Genomic DNA, 20,202 nt, shown 5'->3' with positions numbered 1-20,202 from the left:
CGTGTCTGTCTTCGACGACCGGCAGGCGGAGCTGGAGAAGTACGAGTTCATGATGGGAGAGGCGCGTGGGCGGCTGGCGGTGACGCTGGATGTGCTGACCGATGCGCTGATCCTGATCGGACAGCACGGAGTTTACTGCGCGAGCACGCGAAACCCTGCGGTTCCAGCGCTGGATCTGCAGGCTGTGATGATGAATCTAAATGGGGCGAAGGAGCTGGTGGGCTCCGTGATGGAACGGTTGAGGCTGGACCGGCTGGAGCTGGAGAAGGAGGCAGCGAAGTAGAGTGTTCTCTGCTTCGTGCTTCTACTTCTCCGGCTCGGCCATGATTTGCTTCGAATCTACTTTCCTTTGACGGTTACATATTCGTCAGTGGTACCCCATTTGACGTGGAGTTCGGTGGTTGCTCCCTTGGTGTGCTCGAAGGAGAGGGACATGTTCTCCTGCGAGGCAGGGAGGGTTTTGCTGGTCATCGGGGTGCGGCCGAGATCCTGGGCTTCGGAGTATTCGGTGCCCCACTGGCCGGTCTGCTTATTGACGATGAGAAGCCATTTGTCGGCGCTGGGCAGGGTATAGATGGTGTAGGTCCCGGCGGGAACGTCGAGGGTGCCAATCTTGAGGTTTGACGCGGTAATGAGGGTGGTGGCTGGGTTGGCTCCGGTGCGCCAGACCTGGCCGTAGGGCACGATGGTGGTGCCGATGGCGCGGCCCTTGAGGCGGGGGGAGTTATATTTTATGACGATCTGCTTGCCATTGAGGCTTACGTCGGTGGAGGCGGCGGGGCTGGCCGGGGGTTTGGGAGGGCCAGTCATGGCGGCTCCGTTTTGAGCGTGCATCTGGAGTGGGGTTGCGGCGATTAGGAACGTACAACAGGCGGCGATGGCCAGGGAGCGGAGGTACATTTTGGACTCTCTTTCGGGGTGTGTGGGGCTGCGGTTTGGAAGGCTCTTGGGTGCTGGAGTTGATGCTCAACCGGGTGGGCCCGGGCTGTCAACCGTGCTAGGCTAGAGGTACGCGCCCGTAGCTCAGCTGGATAGAGCGGCAGCCTCCGAAGCTGTAGGTCAGAAGTTCGAATCTTCTCGGGCGCACCATCTTTTCCCTTTTTTGTTGGACCAAAAAATCAGCCACCGGTGAGCCGGTGGCTTTGTTATTTTCGGTCCAATTTTGAGGGCTTTAGAGAGATGTCCTGCCGGACGGGCCCACTTCGCGTGGAGCGGTCACTTCGTGACTTGTATATTCCTTCGGTGGGCGCTCCCGTTGGTCGCGGTGGAATTATCTTCCGCCGACCAACGGGAGACCCACGAAGTGGTTAGAAGAAGAACTTCGCGGCGAACTGCATCTGACGTGCGCCATAGAGGCTGTTGTTAGTGCCGGAGGTTGCGCCGAAGGCTGAGAGGCCGGTGCCGGTGTAAGGCGAGATGCAGCCCTGGAGCGCCGATCCTGCAGGAGCGGTGCCTCCGGTTGCCGTGCCTATGGCGCTACTGCAGGCAGACGTTGCAGAGGTTGACGCTGCCGCATACTGCGAGAACGTTCCCTGCACTCCGGTGATGATGGTGTGATTAACGAGGTTGAAGGCATCTGCGGAGAGTTGCAGATACATGGCCTCGTGGATGGGGATGTTGCGGGCAACGCGGAAGTCGAGGTCGTTGAAACCCGGTCCATAGATGCTGTTGCGGCCGATTTGAGGAGGACGGCCGGTGGTTGGGGTGCCGGAGCTGGAGCTCATAGCGCCACCGTAGATGTTGCCGTCTGCTCCGTAGCTTGTTCCCGTGCCCGAGAAGACGGTGCCGTTCATGCCCAGGAAGATGGGCTGACCGCCGGAGGCGATGAAGCCGCCGGAGAAGGTGAAGTCATCGAAGGCATATTTGACGACCTTGTTGTCGGGGAAGATCTTGGGCTGGTAGACGAAGCTGAGGGTGAAGCGGTTCCGGATGTCTGTATCCGACGGGCCGTTATCGCGGCGGATGTTGTTGGGGTCGAGCGGAGTGTCGCCGCCGAAAAAGGTGCCGTTGGCTCCGCCGACCTGACCGTCGTCGGTTGCGCGCGCCCAGGTGTAGTTTGCAATCACCTCAAGACCGTTGCTGAAGGGCCGGCGAACGGTAGCGGCGAGGGAGTTGTACCAGGTATTGGCTACGCTGAAGCCTGTGTTGATGGAGGTGATGTTGGGGTTGCGGCGATCCTGCTGCCGGTAGACCGGCACCGTGAGAACCTGCTGGACTCCGCCGGTTGCGTTGAGCACGTCGTAGGTGCGGACGCCGCTGGGCGTCTGTCCGATGAGGTTGGCATCGAGGAAGACGGGCAGACGCAGGGCGCGGGTGCCGACATATCCGATCGAGACAGTCATCTTGCCGGGAAGGGCCTGTTCGACGGCCAGCTGGAACTCGTGCGACAGCGGCGGAACGAAGTTGGGATCGAGACCGTGGAAGCTCTGGGTACCAACTTTAGCCGGACCGTTGACGGCTGGTGCTGTACCGCCGACGGGGGTGACGGCAGTGGAGAGAGACGGGCCGGTGACCGGGAAGGGAACGAAGGGATACTGCAGACTGTTGGTCGCGCTAGGAACTGTGGGGCATCGCGCACCAGAGGCGCTGCCGACGAGGCTCTCGCAACCGGTGTAGTTGTAGTTGACCTGGACGACACCGTTTTCTACGCGCATGGCGTAGTAGGTGCTGCCCTGGTTGAGCGCGGAGAAGAGACCGTATCCGCCGCGAACGACAGTTCCATTCTGGGGCGACCAGCTAAAGCCAACGCGCGGCTGAACGCGGTCGGCAACGTTCTTGATGGTCTGGCTGTACTCGGTGGAGATGGGCGGGAAGTTGTTGTTGACCAGACCGGGGGCGGGTGTGAGCTGAAGGTCGTAGCGCACGCCGAGGGTCAGGGTCAGGTTGGGACGGATCTTCCAGGAGTCTTCTGCGAAGGCGTCGTACATCTTCATCCAGAAGTCGTCTTTGCCCTGGGTGCCGGGTGCGGTGTTGACCTTGTCGATGGTCTGGACGAAGGTGTTGTAGTGATAACCGGCGTAGGGGTCGGTGTCGCCCGGCTGACCTGCAAAGGCGTCGGCGATCCAGTCCTGGAAGGCTGCGGTGTTGGTAGTGTCGGCGTAGCTGTAGACGCCGCCGCCCTGGAAGAGGTTGATCAGGACTTCGTGGACGAGGTTGACGTCGCCGCCGAACTTGAGCGTGTGACGACCCTTGGTGGTGGAGAAGACGTCGGTGAACTGAATGCGATGCTCGTCAGGCTCTGCGATACGCGGCAGAGCGTTTGGCATACCGAAGGTGACGACACCGGTGGCGACGCTGGGTCCGGAGGCGTTGGCGCCTGCGGTCTCGAGATCGCGACCGTACTGGAAGTGAACCTGATTGATGGAGGCCTTGGCAATCTGAGTGGTGAGGCCTGCGACCAGGAAGCGCTCGTGGTAGCTGGTGGGCCCGTTGGTGGTGGGGGAGCTGTTGCTGAAGGTGTTGGCAGGGCTATAGCCGTAGCTGCTGTCGTAGTCGGCGAAGTTGTAATCGACGAAGACGTCGTTGCGCTGGTTGATGTGATAGTCCAAGCGGGGAAAGAAGAGGTTCTGCTTCTGGAAGCGGGCGGGCGGTGCGTCGCCGGGGTTGATGTTCGCCACGTTGAGAAGGAACTGGATGCCGTTGAGACACTGTGCGGCGGAGATACCAGTTGTGCCTTTGTAGCCAGGGGTGCCGACGACCGGGCATTGGTTCGGAGTGACAGTGGTCGAAGCGCCGTACAACCCAGAGCCCGTTGTGGAGATGGTATTGGAGTCGGAGTAGAGGACGCGGCCGACCTTGCGGAAGCCATCGTAGGTGAAGAAGAAGAAGAGGCGGTCTCTAAGAATCGGGCCGCCGATGGAGCCGCCGAACTGATGCTGCTGGTGGACGGGCTGGGTCAGCAGGAAGGCGTTTCCGTTGTTATGGAGGGCCTGGAACTTGTTGTAGGGATCGAGGGCGTTCAGATCCGGGTAGCGGAGATAGTAGAAGGCGTCGCCGTGGAAGTGATTGGTTCCGCTCTTGGTGATGGCGTTGACCTGACCGCCTGCGGCCTGACCGAACTCAACCGAGTAGTTGGAGGTTTCAGCCTGAAACTCCTTGATGGAGTCGATGGAGTAGACGTAGGGAGCACCTGAGGCGCGACCGCGAGCCTCGGAGAAGAGCATCTGGTTGTTGTTGGAGCCGTCGACGTAGTTCTGGTTGTAGAGACCGCTGATGCCGTGGAAGCTGACGAGACCGCTGCCGCCATCCTGCGTAACGTTGGGGGTGTTGAGGACGAAGGCGCTCCAGTTGCGGCTGGCGACGGGAAGATTCGAGATCAGGTGTTCGCCGATGGTCTGAGCGACTTCGGTCTTGTCGGTGTCGACGAGCGGAGAGTCGCTGGTGACCTCAACCTGAGTGGAGACCGAGGCGGCAGGGAGCGCCGCGTCGATGGTGAGGATCTGGCCGACGGTAAGGGTCAGGTTTTTGCGGTCGATCTTGCCGAAGCCGCCGCCGCCGAGGATGACCTCATAGTGCCCGGGGAGCAGGAAGTTGGCGGTGTAGGAGCCGTCGCCGTTGGTGGTGAGCGAGCGCGAGATGCCGGTGTCATTGTTGGTGACAATGACGGCGACTCCGGGAGCAGCTGCGCCGGAGGTATCGGTCACGGTGCCAACGATGTTGCCGTTGCCGGAGGTTTGAGCGGCGGCTGGAAGGCCAGACGAGGTGAGAAAAAGGGCTGCTGCGAGAGACGCTAACAGGCCTTTACAGGCGGGAGGAAGCTTCATAGATGGACTGGCTCCTGAATAGACACCGATTAAAAAACGATGTGTGAATGGCTAGCGGCTATAGGAATCCGGGTTTGGTGTCTTCCGGAGACGTTCGCGTGCAACCTCAAATGACTTTGTCGTAGTACTTAAACAGTCAGGCCTAGGGTCTGGACTGTCAAGGGCGATTATGAATGGGGGATTGACGCGGTGTTACAAGACGCTCGGGACAGCGTTTTTTGTCGAAGTTGCGTCGAGAGGTTGGACCTCTTGGGTGTGCGCCTTTGGAGTGCGGTAGCTAGTGGAGCTGGCTCGGGATGACGGCGTACTGAATCAGGAGCTCGAAGGGCACGATTTTGAGGGTGTTCTCATGGGTGGCTTCGAGGATGATGGGGCAGCCTGCTCCGGCTTGCTGGACCTGAAGCCAACGTGCGGCGCAGACACACCAGCGGTCGCCGGGTTTGAGGCCAGCGAATCCGTATTGGGGCATGGGGGTGCTGAGATCGTTTCCGAGGGCTTTGGAAGCTTCGAGGAAGGGTGCGTCGACGAGGCAGCAGATGGTGTGGACGCCGTGATCGTCGGGGCCGGTCTCGCAGCAGCCGGTGCGATAGAAGCCGGTCATGGGCTCGCAGCCGCAGATGTCGAGGGGTTGGCCGAGGACGTTCTTGCCACGGTTCTTGATGGGTTCAACGCTAGGCATGGTTACAAGATCTCTCAGGGTCCAGTATCCCACTTTTCGGACAGGAGGGTGCGGGCAGCGAGTTGCGTTGTGTATGACCGCGCGTTTTGATTTCAGCGAGGCCTGGTTTGTGATATTTTGGGTCGTTCCATCGGTTGACCCCAGGTCGACCTCAGATTGGCCCCGTAGATTGGCTGAAGACGCACGGCCACCGGGAAATCGGCCCCAACACCCACAATCGAACACTGTTTCTCTTTTTCTGTGTTCTGGGCCCTGTGAGGTACTGGTTCGCATCTGTTCGCGCCGGCTCTGCCGCTGAGTGCGAGACGGAGGACCAAGTCCGCAGAATCTTCGAAGAAATGACTTGAAGGAGAACCCATGCCCCCAGTTAATAACTTTCGCCCCCATGGAGGGGTACGTGGCGCAAACCTGTCTCGGAGTTCCCTGCTGTTTGATGGACCGTTCGGAAAGATGTTTCGAGCGGTGCCGCCGGCGGACTTCGGCCCGGACGATCCGACGACCCTTAGCAACCTGGCAGCGCTTGCGACGGCTATGACCTCGGTCGCAGATCCGCAAGATCCGAAGGATGGTCCGGATAATGAGGAGAGCGGGATTCCCGCGGCGTATACCTACTTCGGGCAGTTTATCGATCACGACCTGACGTTCGACCCAGCAAGCAGTCTGCAGAAGCAGAACGATCCGGATGCGCTGGTGGACTTCAGGACGCCGCAGTTCGACATGGATAACTTGTACGGACGCGGACCTGATGACCAACCCTATCTCTACACGGCGGATGGACGCAGCTTTGTGTTGGGGAATCCGATGACGGGCGCGCCCGAGGTGAATGGGAACGCGCATGATCTGCAAAGGAATCAGCAGACGCCGGCGCGAGCGCTGATCGGTGATCCGCGGAATGATGAGAACAAGATCGTGTCGCAGCTGCAGGGGCTCTGGCAGAGATTCCATAACAAGATCGCAAAGGATAATCCGACGCTGACGTTTCCGCAGGTGCAGCAGATGGTGCGATTTCATTACCAATGGATTCTGCTGCATGATTTTTTGCCGACGATCATTGCGAAGGAGGTGCTGGAGGGGGTGCTGCCGTTCAAGGACAACAAATCGGTGGTGAGTAAGGCGAACCTGCAGTTCTTTCACTACAAGAACTTTGCGTTTATGCCGCTGGAGTTTTCTGCGGCGGCGTACCGGTTCGGGCACTCGATGGTGAGGCCGGGGTATCGGGTGAACAGCACGGTGGGGCCACAGTCGATCTTCAAGCGGGGTGCGAATGCGCAGGATCTGCGCGGCTTTCAGGCTCCTCCGCCGGATTGGGCTCTGGACTGGAGAAGGTACATCGACCTAGTGCCCCTGGACTATGGGACGCTGGTTGCTAATCCTGACCAGAACGACCCTACGAACAAAAACCGGCTGCAACTGGCGTACAAGATCGACACTTCCCTGGTGAATCCGCTGGGAGTCTTGCCGCCTTCGGTGGCGGTGAACCCGAGCATACTGGCACAGCGGAACCTGGAGCGCGGATGGCGAATGAGGCTACCGAGCGGACAGGATGTGGCGAGGGCCATGGGGCTGGTGCCGCTGACCGATGACAAGATCGTGATCGGGAAGTTCACCGGCGATCCGGGGGACATTGTGGCCAAGAGCGTTGCGACGGTCGGCGATGGCAAGGGCTTCGTCGGGAACTGCCCATTGTGGACGTATGTTCTGGCGGAGACGATTGAGAGCAAACTTACCGTGAAGACGCTGCAGGGCGATAAGAAGATTGCGACAAGGAAGCTGGGGCCGGTGGGCGGACGGATTGTTGCGGAGACGTTTGTCGGGCTGCTGCTGGCCGATTCGAGCTCTTACGTGAGCTTGAATCCGCTTTGGACTCCGTCGCTGGCGGTGAATGGCGTGTTCGGGCTGCGGGAGATGATTCAGCACGCCTTGGCAGGCTGATGAAGAAAGCCCGGTTCGCGAGAGATTGCGGACCGGGCATTTTTGTAACTATCGGAGGTGCTTTTAGCAGTGCGTTTTCAATTTGTGACTGAAACAAGACTACTTTGCGGCGATGGCTAGCTGTTGCTGATATTCCTCATAGGGGCCTTTGTGGTCCGTGATGTGGAAGTCGGTGGGGCCGCCCTCGAAGTGCCAGATGCGGGTGCCGGCCTCTTCGATCAGGTCCTGGTCGTGGGTGACGAGGAAGACGGTGCCTTCGTACTTCTGGATCGCCTGGTTGAGTGCGTTGATGCTCTCGAGGTCCAAGTGGTTGGTGGGTTCGTCGAGGACGAGGACGTTGGGCTTCTGCAGCATGATCTTACAGAAGAGCAGACGGGCAGCTTCGCCTCCAGAGAGAGCGTCGGTCTTCTTGAGGCCCTCTTCGCCCTTGAAGAGCATCTGGCCGAGGATGCCGCGGATGTCTTCCTTGGTGGCCTGCGGGTCGAACTGGTGCAGCCAGTCGGAGGCCGTCATGCCAAGCTGGATCGAGCCTTTGTGGTCCTGAGCGAAGTAGCCGATGGAGACCTCGTGCCCCCATTTGACGGTGCCAGAGTCGATGGAGACGTCCTTCTCTTCGATGCCGGGGCCATTGGCGAGGAGCGCCTTGAGCAACGTGGTCTTGCCTTGCCCGTTGCGGCCCATCAGGATGACCTTGTCGCCGCGGTTGACAGCTGCGGTGAAGTTACTGATGACATGCTCGGTCTTGCCATCCTTCTGCACGTAGGACTTGTTGACCTGCTCGAACTCGAGGACGTTCTTGCCGGAGGGACGCTCCATCTTGAAGCTGATGAAGGGGCGCGCGATGTTGGAGCGGGCGAGCTCGCTGGTGGCGAGGCGCTCGACCTCCTTTTTGCGGGAGTTCACCTGGCTGGAGCGCGTACCGGCGGAGAAGCGGGCGATGAAGTCGTTGAGTTGAGCAATCTTCTTTTCGCGCTGCTCGTTCTGGCTCTCGATGCGGGTGCGGACGCTGGTCTTCTGGAAGACCATGTCGTCGTAGCCGCCGTTGTAGGTGATGATGGTCTCGTAGTCGATGTCGGCGATGTGGGTGCAGACGTTGTTGAGGAAGTGCCGGTCGTGCGAGATGGTGATGACGGTGCCGTTGTAACGGATGAGGAAGTCCTGGAGCCAGTGAATGGACTCGAGGTCGAGATAGTTGGTGGGCTCGTCGAGGAGCAGCGCCTGCGGGTTGCCGAAGAGTGCCTGGGCGAGCAGGACACGAACCTTCTGGCCGCCCTGCAGCTCGGACATCTTGCGCTCGTGGAGCTCGTCGGGGATGTCGAGGCCCTGCAGAAGGACGGCAGCGTTGGACTCGGCTTCGTAGCCGTCTTCGTCGCCGACGACGCCTTCGAGTTCGCCGAGACGGGAGCCGTCTTCATCGGTCATCTCGGGCTTGTTGTAGATGATCTCGCGCTCTTCAAGAGCGGCCCAGAGGGCCTTGTTGCCCATGATGACGGTGTCGATGACGCGATGGGCGTCGAAGGCATACTGGTCCTGACTAAGAACGCCGATTTTTTTGGGCCTCACGACGGTTCCCTTCTGGGGATCGATCTCGCCGGTGAGGCACTTCATGAAGGTGGATTTGCCGGCGCCGTTGGGGCCGGTGAGGCCGTAGCGGCGACCCGTGGTAAAGGTGACGGAGACATCCTCGAAGAGGAGCTTCGAGCCATAGCGCATAGTGACGTTAGAGACTGAGATCATGGTATTACTTTCATTTTAGCTGGGTTTTGCGGCAATTTGCTCGTTCAGGCTGTTAATAGCGCAAGGAAAACGAACCAGAGAGTCAGCCGGTTCGTTTTCCTTGCGCTGTCTGCCGTGACACTATGCTTTTGCATATCCCGATGCCCATAGATGCGCGCCAGGCATCGCCGGCCGGCGCTTCGCGAGAGAAGCCGATAAGATTTATCGGGAGTTCGATTCGCTATGCGACGTTCCTTATCAACGCTGATTTTTCACGCCACCCGGCAGCCTCTCCGATCTGTCACTTGGAGTGCTCAGAACAGGTGCAGACCATAAAGAAGAGGTTCTTCAAGATTCGATTTGATGTCGTTCCTGCGGTAAGCGGATGGAAGTGAGCTGCAACGTAGCCGTAGGTTGTAAATGCGCCGACCACCGCAAGCACCAGAATCAATCCGCTGACGAGCAGGAGGCTCAGCAGACCAAGAGACTCCGACTGAGAACGCTTGGCCGCGCCTGTCCTAGTCAGCAGGTTGACCGAAAGGCTCCCAATGCGTCTCAGTTTCGAAGCGATGTCTTCCGGCAGAATCTCGTACATCCTGGCCAGAACGACGGAGATGCGCAGATGCAACTCCGGCTCTGGAAGAAAAGAATAAAACCGCGCCAGCGCCTCTTCGAGGGTAGAACTAAGAGTGAGAGAAGCCAGAAGCCGAGCCAGAGTGGTGGCTTCAAAACTGGAGTCAACTGCCCCCCGCTGCGTCTCTCGAAGTCTTGAGGAGTCGAATATACCTGACTGTAGGTCGGGCTGTCCTAAGAGTTGCTTTTTGGCCTGTTCGGAGACTTGCTTATCAACAAGCAGGAGAGATGATATAGAACCTGATCGCCCAAATTTCATCAAATAATCTTTCGTGGTGCTCAATTGAGAAGATTTAGGCAATCATACTCCTACGAAAACGATCTGGCGATCTGCGATAAAAGATCCGGAAGTAATGGGACTTTGAGGGAGGAAGAGATTGCCGGATAGATCTGGCGAGACAAGATTCCACGCAGTAAGAAGGTTGAATCCCCACGACCGCCCTGACGGTAAATAGATGAGATCTAGCGGTTTTCGATGGCGGCGGCCCGATTTTGGCGAGTCAGACCGGCGAGTTTTGCGGCGAGTTTGCGGGGCCAGCTGGGGTCCATGCAGGGACGTTCGATGAGAACGAAGTAAGCCGTACAGAAGAGGTAGATGCAGGCTCCCAGCAGAACGACCTGGATGAGATAGCTGAGGGTCAGGCTGGTGGGGGTGATGAACCGGCGCGTGAATCTGGAGACGACCGAGATGACCAGCATATGCATGAGGTAGAAGGAGTAGCACATGCCGCCGGTGAGGGCGATCCATGAGGTGCGGAAGATCTGGCGGGTGACTGGTCCGTTGAACGTTGCAAGGTAGGCCACCAGAATAAGAGCGGGCAGCGAGAAGGCTATGTATTTTGTCGGAGTCGTGAAGATTGCGATCCAGACAACGAGGCTCGCGAGATCCCACCAGCGGCTGGTGGTGGATTCGGTGCGGGTGGCGCGGAGATCGGCCAGGAGAAAGCCGACCAGGAAGAACTGCAACTGACCGGGAAGGTTCCACGAGGCGGTGCCGTGCGAGGTGTACTGGAAGAGGGCGCTGGCGGCGATGAGCGATACCATCGCGCCGCGGCGAAGCCATGGAGAGGAGAGGGTGTAGAGAAGTCCAAGGACCGGAGCGAGGATGTAGAACTGCACCTCGACCTCCAGGCTCCAGGTGACGAAGTTGATGGCAGGCAACGGCGTGAAGTTATGCAGGTAGACGATGTGAGCGAGAAGCGGCAACAGAAAGATGCCGGGATGATGCTGACTGATCGCCAGCGCGACGGCGTAGAGAAGCAGCGACAGGATGTAAGGAGGCTCGAGCCGCGTGAGCCGCCGTTTGAAGAAGCCCTTGATGGAGACAGGCTGGCCGTGGAGCAGATGCTGACGGAGAAAGGGCTGCGCGAGGATGAAGCCGCTGATCGCGAAGAAGAGAAGGACGCCACGGCCGCCGTGGTCGATGCAGGTCATGACGGCTTCGTAGTAGCGTGCCGGGAAGGTCTGCCCCCCGCGGGTATAGGTCTCTCCGAGGATGTGAACCAGCAGGGTCGCGGCTATGGCGACGAAACGCAGGCCATCGATCTCGGGAATCCAGTTTCCGTGCGACGTGATGCGGCGAAGTTTCATTGCATCCTTGTGGAGAGCCAGCTGCCATGCATCAACGAGAAGGTCAGGCCCTTGAAGGCTTGGAGCCTTTCACTCAGGATAGCAATTCGCACTTGGGCGCGCTGTTATAGTTGACGACGACAGGAGCTAACGTCTAATTGCGGCCGAATGAGCAAAGCAGAAGCTATCTCCATAGCTTGGACGGTTGGCGCGCAATTGCTGTTGTAGCTGTCCTACTGGACCATGCACGGCCCTTTGGCTCTCTGACCGTTCAGCATCATCTGCAACGAAATGGAGCGGAGGGTGTTTGGCTGTTTTTTGCCATAAGCGGTTTCCTTATCTGTTCTCGCATGCTCGATGAAGAGTGGGCATATGGACGCGCTTCCCTCAGGAATTTCTATATTCGACGGGCATTCCGGATTCTCCCGGCTGCTTTGACCTATCTTCTCGTCATCGCGTTTCTAGGAGTGCTGCACATCATCCCGTTCGACCTTTCGTCCTGGATGGCGGCGGTATTCTTCTATCGCAACTACTGGCATTATTTTTTTGGAGCAACTGCAGCCAGCTGGTTTACCGGTCACTTCTGGTCTCTGAGCGTGGAAGAGCATTTTTATCTCCTTCTCCCCTCCGTCGTCATCTTCTTTCCTCGATTCCGCCGTCAGATCCTTCTGTGCCTTACGGGAGTCTCCCTGGGGTGGCTCGCCTTCTTCCTCCTGGTTCCCTCTGCGAAGATCCTGCCATTCTTCTGGGAGCAGCGGACCGAATTCTGCATCGGCGGATTGCTTATCCCCGCCATCTTCGCGATGTCACTAAGATCTGCCTCTACAAAGAAGACCGCTGTACGATACCTTTCGCCTTGGGTGCTGTGCGTGATTGTTCTGTTCGTTACGTTCTATGACCACGAAGGCAGCGCGCCCTATCTTCTAAGGATCGTTCTGGCAAAGGCGATCTTCAATCCTCTGCTGCTATTGAGCACCGTTCTGCACCCGCAACATGTTGTCACTCGCTTGCTCGAGACGGCTCCCTTGAAGTTTGTCGGGCGCATCTCTTACAGTCTCTATCTCTGGCAGACCCTGTTTCTGACTCGTACCTTTGAATACCCGGGCGCCATTCATCTTCTGCAGAGATCTACTACCGTAGGCCTGGTCTGCACCTTTGCCTGCGCGATCACAAGCTATTACCTCATCGAGATGCCGCTGATTCGCGTAGGCCGACGCCTTTTAGTGGTTCGGAAAGAACTTTCACCGGCAGAACGGCCTGGACTAGACGTGTGATTGGAAGTCGAGGCAGCGTTAGTCGCCGACTACTTTGAACTTTCGTCCGGACCAGGTCGCGGACCTGACGAGATAATCTTTCTTCTCATATCCCGGATAGACCGCGCTCCAGAAGGCCTGCATCTGTTGATCGATTTGAGGCCGGGAGGGTGAGTCCTTGCGAATGGCGAGGCCATAGTTTGCGGCTCCGTCATAGACGTCATACTGCGCCAAGAGGGCGGGATCGGAGAACATGAGACCGCGCTGATAGGTGTAGCTGGTGTTGGGCATCCAGATGATATCCGGCTTGCGCTTGAGCAGCCTCGCCATGTCAAAGCCGTGCAGGGCGATGTCAGTGTCGTTGAGACCCGCGAGATCGATAATGTTTGCCTGAGGCGATTTGCTTCCGAGATACCCGACCTCCGTTGCAGCTACCGTTGTTCCCTTCGGCAAGGGGGATATCAGAAGATCGGTGAGATTGGTCATGATCTCCTGCCAGGTCTTTTCAGGGAGCGCGGTGCCTGCGGCAATGTCGAGATGCGCGGGCTCATATTCGAAGCGCGGCCTTGCTTCCAAGCGGCGGACCGTAGCCTGAACTCCCTCGGACGAGAGCGCGAGGAAGCAGAGCATTAAAAGCGCAGTCGCACCGGACCTGAGGAGAAGGGTGTGGCGCGGCCATCGCGACTCAGTCGAGGCCTCGTTCGGTATCAGCCAGCGATCCACCAGCAGCAGCGCGGGAACGATGAAAAATGCGAAGTACGGCGTGTAATAGCGAGCGTTGAAGCCCATGATCTGCGTGACTGTGCCGAGATAAGCAAAGACAGCACCCGCCGGCGCAAGACAACAGACGATCAGACGCCAATCCTGCCTTCGGCCTAGCAGGATGAGTGCCGCGAGGTAGATCTGGCATCCGGCAAGAAAGGCCAGCATGAGCAGTTCGGGATGCCATACCTCGCGGTAGCCCTCATAGGCGTGCTTGCCCTTCATATAAAAGCTGAGCGGAAAGACGGTGTGGAAGTACAGATTGCACACGACGAGTTCGAGGACGACTCCGACGAAGAAGAGGCCGAGCAGGGTCGCAATACTCCTCTTGGAAAGTGCCGGCGTCGGCATGAGCAAGAAGAGCAGAAACGGGAGCAGAATGATGGCGAGAGCCGATTCGGGGCGCGTCAGAAAGAGCAGGAGGCCGATGACCGCTACAATCTCCGGCCTTACGACACCGCGCGCCCAGGACAGCGTGAGACCGACGAAGACGGCGCAGAGAAGAGTTGCCAGCATGGTCTCCATGCCGGTCGCCTGGTTTCCGGAGAAGACAAGCGTGTCCGCTAACGGCAAAACAACCAGAGGAAGGACACGCCAGGTGCTGGCCAGGAACTCGCTGCGGGCATTTGCCGCGACGGCCCAGGACAGCGCAACGACCGCTGCGAGGGAGCAGATCCAAGAGCCAAGGGTAAGCATCTTCCACGTGCTGAGAGGAAGATAGCTGAGAACAAGAATGAAGAAACCCCAGAGCGGAGAGGTCTGTCCGTAGGTATGGACCCCGTCGAGATTCCACGAGATGCCGAGCCCGCGCCGGATGTTCATCGCGTATCGGGCAAACATGTAGGAGTCGTCGAAGGCGAGAGGTTTACGCTGGAAAGCCCAGAGGTTCTGAAGCCAGATGCCGGCCACTCTGGCCAGCACAACCGCCGCGGCAATGTTGTAGAGACGTCTGTAGTTCGCAGAGTTCATGGGGAACATCTCTGAATGGGCTGGAGCAACTGACACGATAACAGCCAAGGGAGTATTCGACCTTTGAGCAACAGCTTACATTCTTCGGTGCGAACACAGTGGCCTCTATAGACCTGGGTCTGACAGGCGTAGAGAACATAGCGAATCTCACGTGGCGAAAGCCAGCTATACCTTTGGCAGAGACTTCGTTTGTTACAAATTCTCATCAGAAAAGCCCGGAAGGTTCAAGAGTAGTGTAACGAATTGTCTATGGCCATCATGTAGCGAGCAAAAAAACGATGACTCGAAGGCGAATGACCCGACGCAAAACATCCGGGCTAGACCATTCCTTGCAGCTTTCGAATCATTGGCCACTCGATGAATTGGTAGCAGAGCCATCCGCCTGCGAAGACCGCGAAGACGATGAGCGTCTGATAGGCGACGTGCTCAGGGGTAGACATCGTTGCCTCGCCACGAATTTTCAGGATGAGCCGCATCGTAAATTCGATGAGTAGGGCCGATGCGAGGTAAGTGGAATACGAGGCGTTCCCCAGGATAACGACGATGCGACCCAGTTTTTTCGTGATCACCGGCGACCAGAAGATAATACCGCCTACGATCATCGCAGCGGAGAGTCCCCAGGTGGTGACGCGCCTGATCACCTGAACACCAGCGAGTACCATCTGCATCCCGTTTGCGCCACCCTGATCAGGAAACGCTCTCAGATACAGAGCCTCGGCGACACCAAGGAGGAGAAGTGCAATCCCAAAGCCACGCATTCGTCCCAAGCGCTGATGTGCGAGGGCGAGAAGGGCGCCAAAGACAAACTCCAACAACATGGGATTACAGCCGATGATCCAGAATGGATGCTGAGTTCCTGCTACTTCCCCAAGCAAAATTGCAGAGCAGAAAGATACGATCGAGACCAAGACAGCCCGCCGCGCAGAAAAGAACATCAGAATTACAGAGAGCGACAGGTAGAAGAAGATCTCAAAGACTAGTGTCCAACTAAAACTGACAAGCGCGGGGGTTGGCTGATGGCCAAAGGGCAAGAGGAAGATGCTGGGAAGATAGTTTTGTTGAAAGAAGGATCGATTTCGAAGTAACCGAAGCGCGATGATCAGGCAGAAGAGCCAGTAGATGGGGAAGATCCGGATCAAGCGGCGCTTAAGAAATTCCCATGTAGCGCGGAGACCGGACGCTTCATGCCGTGATCGAAGCAGTATCAGCGACATGATGAATCCGCTGATGACAAAAAATATGTCCACGCCAAAGGCACCGAACTCCGGGAGGATCTCTTTCGTCACCGGCACCAGGTCCTGACCAGCGTGTAACCATGCAACCAATGCAACGGCGATGGCCCGTATGATCTGAAGTCCGTTTATTTGATGGATCTTCGACGGCAGGGGCAGGGTAGTGTGGAGAAGGCTCTTGGAATCGTCGGGCACTAAACTCTGCTCCCTCAATGAACTTCATCTTATCAATTGATTTGATGAGGAAAGATTTGCGGTAAAAGCGTAGCTGGTCAAGAAAGCTCCGAACCATGAGCGCCCTGCCTCACGACGCAAGTCTGTGTTCAACCCGCTGGCGATTCCGACTAATGAATGGGCGCTCGAAGAGCATATGAAAACCATAACTGGAGGCCACCGCAAGGGGACCGGCCACAAAGACCATGAGGACAGCCATCTTTCCACTTCTCAGATGGCCGCCGTCTGAACCTAGAAACCATCGCCGTACGACTGACAGCACAAAACTATGTACGAGGTACAAGCTGTAAGAAAACGTTCCCACCCAGGCGAAAGGCTTCCATCCGAGAACTTTATTGCCCCAATGTTCGCGGTTTCGTGTGAGATATGCCATCAGCAACACAGTACTTAAGCCGACCAGTATGTCACTAATCTGAACTGGAGTTCGAGCAATCCGAATCGATATCACATAGGCCATAGCACTCGATAGAAATGTGATTCCCAGCCATTTCCCTGAGCTTTCGGAGAAAGCCAGTTCGGCGCCTAACATTCCGAGCGTAAAGATAAACAGGTAGTTGGCGCTTCCGACATGATGGGCCGCGTAGAAGACAGCATGTGCCACGACGAAGCTCACTGCAAGAAGAAGCCGCTTCCCACCGCGGCGCCACAGCCATAGGAGCAGAGGAAAGAGAAGGTAGATCTGGCACTCTACCGCGATCGACCATAAAGGGCCATCAAGAGTAAATCTCTGATCCGGGATCCAGTTTTGCACGAGGAAGAGATGGCTCATCAACAGCGTCAGTGTTATGGGAGCACCACCATAATCCTGGAGGTAGCTTTTGTAACTGTAGACTGCAGCGAAAAGTAATCCTACTGCGATAGCGGCATAGTAGGGGGGCAGAATGCGCACTGCCCTCCGCCGATAGAACTGACTCGCCTGAATGCTCCAGTTGCCCCGTTGAGCCAAAGGAAGTGTCAGGCAAAAGCCGGAGATTGCGATGAAGATCGTGACGACGTCGTGACCACGCGCCATGAAATAGAGGCTTGTAGGAAAGTAGTCTGCTGCCTGCAGGGAGTGATGCACAACGATATAGAGGGCCGCGACAGCACGAAGTCCATCGATGAAGTCAAGTTGCAGCCTATTCGACTTGGACATAGCCAGATTGTATCGGGAGATGTGCAGCGGGTAACGCCTGTCAGACTCAACGCGCTGCGGATTACTACTTTCCGGAGAATAACTAATAGGTATTACTGAGGTGACTTTGACGACAAGTTACACCGACGATGTAAAGCAGAGACGCTCCGCGCTGCGGCTGGTTGGCTGGCAGGGCGGAGCGTCTTAGTGTCTGAGCGGCGGCGTTACTGACCGCGGCGAGCTGGGCCGGAGCGGCTGCTGCCGGGGCGGCTGTTGCTGCTGGGGCGGCCACCGGGGCCACGGCCGCCGGAGTTGCGTCCGCCGGAGAAGCCGCCGCCACCGCTGCGGCTGCGGAAGCCGCTCTTGTTGCCGCCGTAGTTGGCGTTGGGCGTCGTCATCGGTGTGACGGGCTCGTTGCCCTTCCAGGAGCGGGTTTCAAGCTGCATGAGGTCCTGTCCCTTGGCGGTTGTGTCGAGGGGTGCATTGCGGACCTCCTTCTCAAGGTTCTTATCGGCCTCGCGCCACTCAAACTTTATCTTCAGTTCGCGCTCGAGCTTGCGGGCGTCGTGACGCTCCTGCGGCATGACGAACGTTGTGGCAACACCCTTCTTGCCGGCGCGGCCGGTGCGGCCGATGCGATGAACGAAGTCGTCCGAAGCGTTGGGCAGATCGTAGTTAACCACGTGTGCGATGTCATTGACGTCGATGCCGCGGGCGGCAACGTCGGTGGCGACGAGAACGCGATGACGGCCGGTGGCAAAGCCCTTGAGAGCGGCGGTGCGCTGCGACTGGCTGCGGTCGCCGTGGATCACGTCAGCATCGTGGCCCAGCTTCTCGAGCTTCTTCGAGATGCGGTCGGCGCCGTGCTTGGTGCGCGAGAAGACGAGGAAGGTTCCCTCTTCCTGGCGCAGCATCTGGTCGAGCAGGCCAAGCTTCTGGTCCTGCATGACGGTGTAGACGCGAAGTTCCACGCGGTCGCTGGGCTTGGAGGTGGTGCCGATCTCGATGCGGACGGGCTTGTTGACGTAGTCGCGTACGATCTCGCGGATGTTCGCGTCGAGGGTCGCGGAATAGCACATGGTCTGGCGGGTCTTCGGCAGCGCGCCTACGATGCGGCGAATTGCGGGGAGGAAGCCCATGTCGAGCATGCGATCCACTTCGTCAAGAACGAGCATCTCGACGGAGTTGATGTTGATCTCGCGACGGCGGAGGAAGTCTTCGAGGCGGCCAGGGGTGGCGACGACGAGACGGGGACCGCGGTCGAGCTGATCAAGTTGGTTGTTCTCGGAGAGGCCGCCGCAGACGAGCACAGCATCGCTCTTGGAGCCGGGAACGAGCTTCCAGTAGGCCTCGAGCACCTGCATGGCGAGTTCGCGCGTCGGCAGCAGGATAAGGGCGCGGATAGGACCGCGCTTGCCCTTGGTGCTGGGGACGGAGTTCGCATCCATGCGCTGGATCATAGGGATGAGAAAGCTGAGGGTCTTGCCGGTGCCGGTGGAGGCGGTGGCGAGGATGTCGGCGCCTTCAAGGGCGGGCGGGATGGCCTTGGCCTGGACCGGGGTCGGCGTAAGGAAGCCGGCGTTGGTGAGGCGGGTCTTGAGGGAGTCGGAGATGTTGAAGTCGGTGAAGCGAACGTCGTCAACGAGCGGAAGGCCAGCGGGATTCGCGACTGCATTCGCTACAGGAGCGTTGCCTTCGGGGGTGGAGTGGTGCTGGGCTGGGATAATCTGTTCGTTCTGTTCTGTGGTTGCGTCTAGAGTTGCGGAGGTCAAGGTTTTTCCTGTCTGGCCCGGAGTGGGCGTTATAAAGCGGCATAAGGATGCAGGGATGCCAGCGTGGCATCATGGATTTCAATTAGTCAGCATTGCTGTCGGGAATCGAAGCGCTGCTGCTGCACGGCGAGACTCGTCCGTTGACGAGTCGTCCAGCCAGAGCAACCAGCGCGGCTTCCAAGGTGCGGGAAGGTATGCGGTGGGAAGAGGCGAATCGCAGTCTCTGGCCAAACTCCGAAGTCCATGAAGAGTCTTTGCCTGCGATGCCCGCACTCCTTTTAACCGGAGTACAAGATAATAGTAGCACAGTAACGATGCAGCTGGCGATGATCAGTAATTTTCGGTGGTGTCTGAAATGTGCGTTGGCGGCTTTAGGGGGTGAAAAATTGGTAAAACCTAGTTCGGCGTTCCTTGACCAAATCCGTAATCTTGAAGCCATTTTCCAAAAGCCTGATCCTCATCAGCTTCGAGAAATGGTGGCATCCTAGAGTCAATCGCTTGATCAAAAGCATTCGCCGCCGATTCCGCCTCAGGAGAACCCTTTGCGCTATCTAAGATTTCGTCTACATCCCGATAGCCTATCTCTTTCAGTTTCTCGACTAACATCCGTAGAGCCAGATTCTCCCGATATAGAGATTTAGCCTTCTTTGCAAGATAGAGAGTCAACCACCTCTGTTCCTGATCTGTCATGTGAACTTTCCCATCCATGGGATTTAGAACATAAGTTTCCTACGGTTTGTGAACGTCAGCCCATACCCGCGCTCTTTCCTGAGTCTGGAGCAAAGCGGTGTTTGCCAAATGAGAAGCGACCTCATCTCGTTCCGTGGTAAGGGTCGTGCGGTACTGAGGGTCCATATTGTCCCAGCGCTGTGAGAGTGCCAGATCAAACCAAAAATACGCTTCGGCAAAGTTTCGCGGAACTCCTTTACCCGTGTGATACATTTCCCCAAGATTCCACATAGCTGCCGCATAACCCTGTTCTCCCGCCTTGCGATACCAATAAACTGCACGGGTATGGCTTTGTGGTATTCCATCTCCTTGCTCGTACATTAGGCCAACATTAAACTCTCCTCTGACATTTCTTTGTTGTGCCGCCTTCATATACCAATTGAAAGCCTTTGTGGAATCCTGTTCGACCCCGAGTCCAAATTCAAAAAGCGAAGCAAGTTCACTTTGGGCTGGAGCATATCCTCCAGCCGCAGCTCCAGCGAGCCAGAAGGCGGCTAAGGGATAGCTCACAGGTGCTCCTTGTCCAAATCGATGCATATAGCCGACAGAATATTCTGCTTCAATATCGTCTTGGAGAGCCGCCTTCTCATACCAAACGATTGCTTGAGCGTAATCCTGAGGAATACCTTTCCCGTAGTAAAAAGCTTCTCCCATCGAGAATTGAGCTTGAGCGTTCCCCTTTTCAGCCTTTTCTCTCAATTCAGGTACAGATAGGTTTTGGTTTTGGGCAATGGCTGTAGAGAAAGCCATTGTCAGTACGAGTACAGCCACCCGATTCATAGACTTTCCTCGAATCTCGTTGTTCGGTTTACCGAACAGTTAGCCCAACAATAGCGGCAACGACG

15 protein-coding genes and 1 tRNA gene are annotated in these 20,202 nt (G+C 57.5%); 4 read left to right on the top strand and 12 right to left on the bottom strand.

From position 1 onward, the window contains the following. The first annotated feature begins 1 nt into the window (after position 1). Positions 2–283: a hypothetical protein gene (locus GSQ94_RS20390; RefSeq protein WP_158945844.1), complete on the top strand. Its 282-nt coding sequence runs from the start codon at positions 2–4 to the stop codon at positions 281–283. Positions 284–339: 56 nt separating this feature from the next. Here GSQ94_RS20390 and GSQ94_RS20385 read toward each other — a convergent pair whose 3' ends face one another. Further along, entirely contained in the window at positions 340–900 is a 561-nt protein-coding gene (locus GSQ94_RS20385; protein WP_158945842.1) for a DUF2911 domain-containing protein, read from the bottom strand. 112 nt (positions 901–1,012) lie between these two features. On the opposite strand from GSQ94_RS20385, the gene GSQ94_RS20380 reads away from it, so the two are divergent. Next, a tRNA-Arg gene (locus tag GSQ94_RS20380) sits at positions 1,013–1,089 on the top strand. A gap of 218 nt (positions 1,090–1,307) precedes the next feature. Here the strand turns inward: GSQ94_RS20380 and GSQ94_RS21740 are convergent. Next, complete coding sequence (locus GSQ94_RS21740; protein ID WP_158945840.1) at positions 1,308–4,763, bottom strand: TonB-dependent receptor; 3,456 nt, start codon at positions 4,761–4,763, stop codon at positions 1,308–1,310. Between the two features lie 277 nt (positions 4,764–5,040). Further along, positions 5,041–5,442: a DUF2237 family protein gene (locus GSQ94_RS20370; protein WP_158945838.1), complete on the bottom strand. Its 402-nt coding sequence runs from the start codon at positions 5,440–5,442 to the stop codon at positions 5,041–5,043. A gap of 357 nt (positions 5,443–5,799) precedes the next feature. On the opposite strand from GSQ94_RS20370, the gene GSQ94_RS20365 reads away from it, so the two are divergent. Further along, positions 5,800–7,374, top strand: coding sequence for a heme peroxidase family protein (locus GSQ94_RS20365; RefSeq protein WP_158945836.1), 1,575 nt, complete (start codon positions 5,800–5,802; stop codon positions 7,372–7,374). Positions 7,375–7,473: 99 nt separating this feature from the next. Here the strand turns inward: GSQ94_RS20365 and GSQ94_RS20360 are convergent, their stop codons facing one another. The 3 genes from GSQ94_RS20360 to GSQ94_RS20350 form a co-directional block, all read right to left on the bottom strand. Beyond that, positions 7,474–9,111, bottom strand: coding sequence for an ABC-F family ATP-binding cassette domain-containing protein (locus GSQ94_RS20360; protein ID WP_158945834.1), 1,638 nt, complete (start codon positions 9,109–9,111; stop codon positions 7,474–7,476). Positions 9,112–9,391: 280 nt separating this feature from the next. After that, on the bottom strand, positions 9,392–9,982 hold the full coding sequence (locus tag GSQ94_RS20355) for a hypothetical protein (protein ID WP_158945832.1): 591 nt from the start codon (positions 9,980–9,982) through the stop codon (positions 9,392–9,394). Between the two features lie 203 nt (positions 9,983–10,185). Beyond that, complete coding sequence (locus GSQ94_RS20350) at positions 10,186–11,313, bottom strand: acyltransferase (RefSeq protein WP_158945830.1); 1,128 nt, start codon at positions 11,311–11,313, stop codon at positions 10,186–10,188. A 137-nt stretch (positions 11,314–11,450) separates the two neighbouring features. On the opposite strand from GSQ94_RS20350, the gene GSQ94_RS20345 reads away from it, so the two are divergent. Next, a complete protein-coding gene (locus GSQ94_RS20345) occupies positions 11,451–12,566 on the top strand; it encodes an acyltransferase family protein (RefSeq protein ID WP_371417585.1) in 1,116 nt (371 codons plus the stop codon). Between the two features lie 18 nt (positions 12,567–12,584). Here GSQ94_RS20345 and GSQ94_RS20340 read toward each other — a convergent pair whose 3' ends face one another. From GSQ94_RS20340 to GSQ94_RS20315, 6 genes are all read right to left on the bottom strand, one after another. Then, a complete protein-coding gene (locus GSQ94_RS20340) occupies positions 12,585–14,276 on the bottom strand; it encodes a hypothetical protein (RefSeq protein ID WP_158945826.1) in 1,692 nt (563 codons plus the stop codon). A 317-nt stretch (positions 14,277–14,593) separates the two neighbouring features. Continuing rightward, entirely contained in the window at positions 14,594–15,703 is a 1,110-nt protein-coding gene (locus GSQ94_RS20335) for an acyltransferase (protein ID WP_158945824.1), read from the bottom strand. Between the two features lie 109 nt (positions 15,704–15,812). Next, on the bottom strand, positions 15,813–16,877 hold the full coding sequence (locus tag GSQ94_RS20330; RefSeq protein WP_158945822.1) for an acyltransferase: 1,065 nt from the start codon (positions 16,875–16,877) through the stop codon (positions 15,813–15,815). 203 nt (positions 16,878–17,080) lie between these two features. Further along, the gene (locus tag GSQ94_RS20325; protein WP_158945820.1) at positions 17,081–18,628 is read right to left on the bottom strand and encodes a DEAD/DEAH box helicase; all 1,548 of its coding nucleotides are present in this window, start codon (positions 18,626–18,628) and stop codon (positions 17,081–17,083) included. Positions 18,629–19,024: 396 nt separating this feature from the next. Next, entirely contained in the window at positions 19,025–19,318 is a 294-nt protein-coding gene (locus GSQ94_RS20320) for a hypothetical protein (RefSeq protein WP_158945818.1), read from the bottom strand. Positions 19,319–19,357: 39 nt separating this feature from the next. Beyond that, positions 19,358–20,137: a tetratricopeptide repeat protein gene (locus GSQ94_RS20315; RefSeq protein ID WP_158945816.1), complete on the bottom strand. Its 780-nt coding sequence runs from the start codon at positions 20,135–20,137 to the stop codon at positions 19,358–19,360. Positions 20,138–20,202 lie beyond the last annotated feature (65 nt).

It is taken from the genome of Granulicella sp. S190 (genome assembly GCF_009766095.1).
In the GTDB taxonomy this organism is placed as follows: Bacteria; Acidobacteriota; Terriglobia; order Terriglobales; family Acidobacteriaceae; genus Edaphobacter.
The sequence above is the reverse complement of the archived record's forward strand: the minus strand, read 5'-3'. Positions and strand labels throughout refer to the sequence as shown.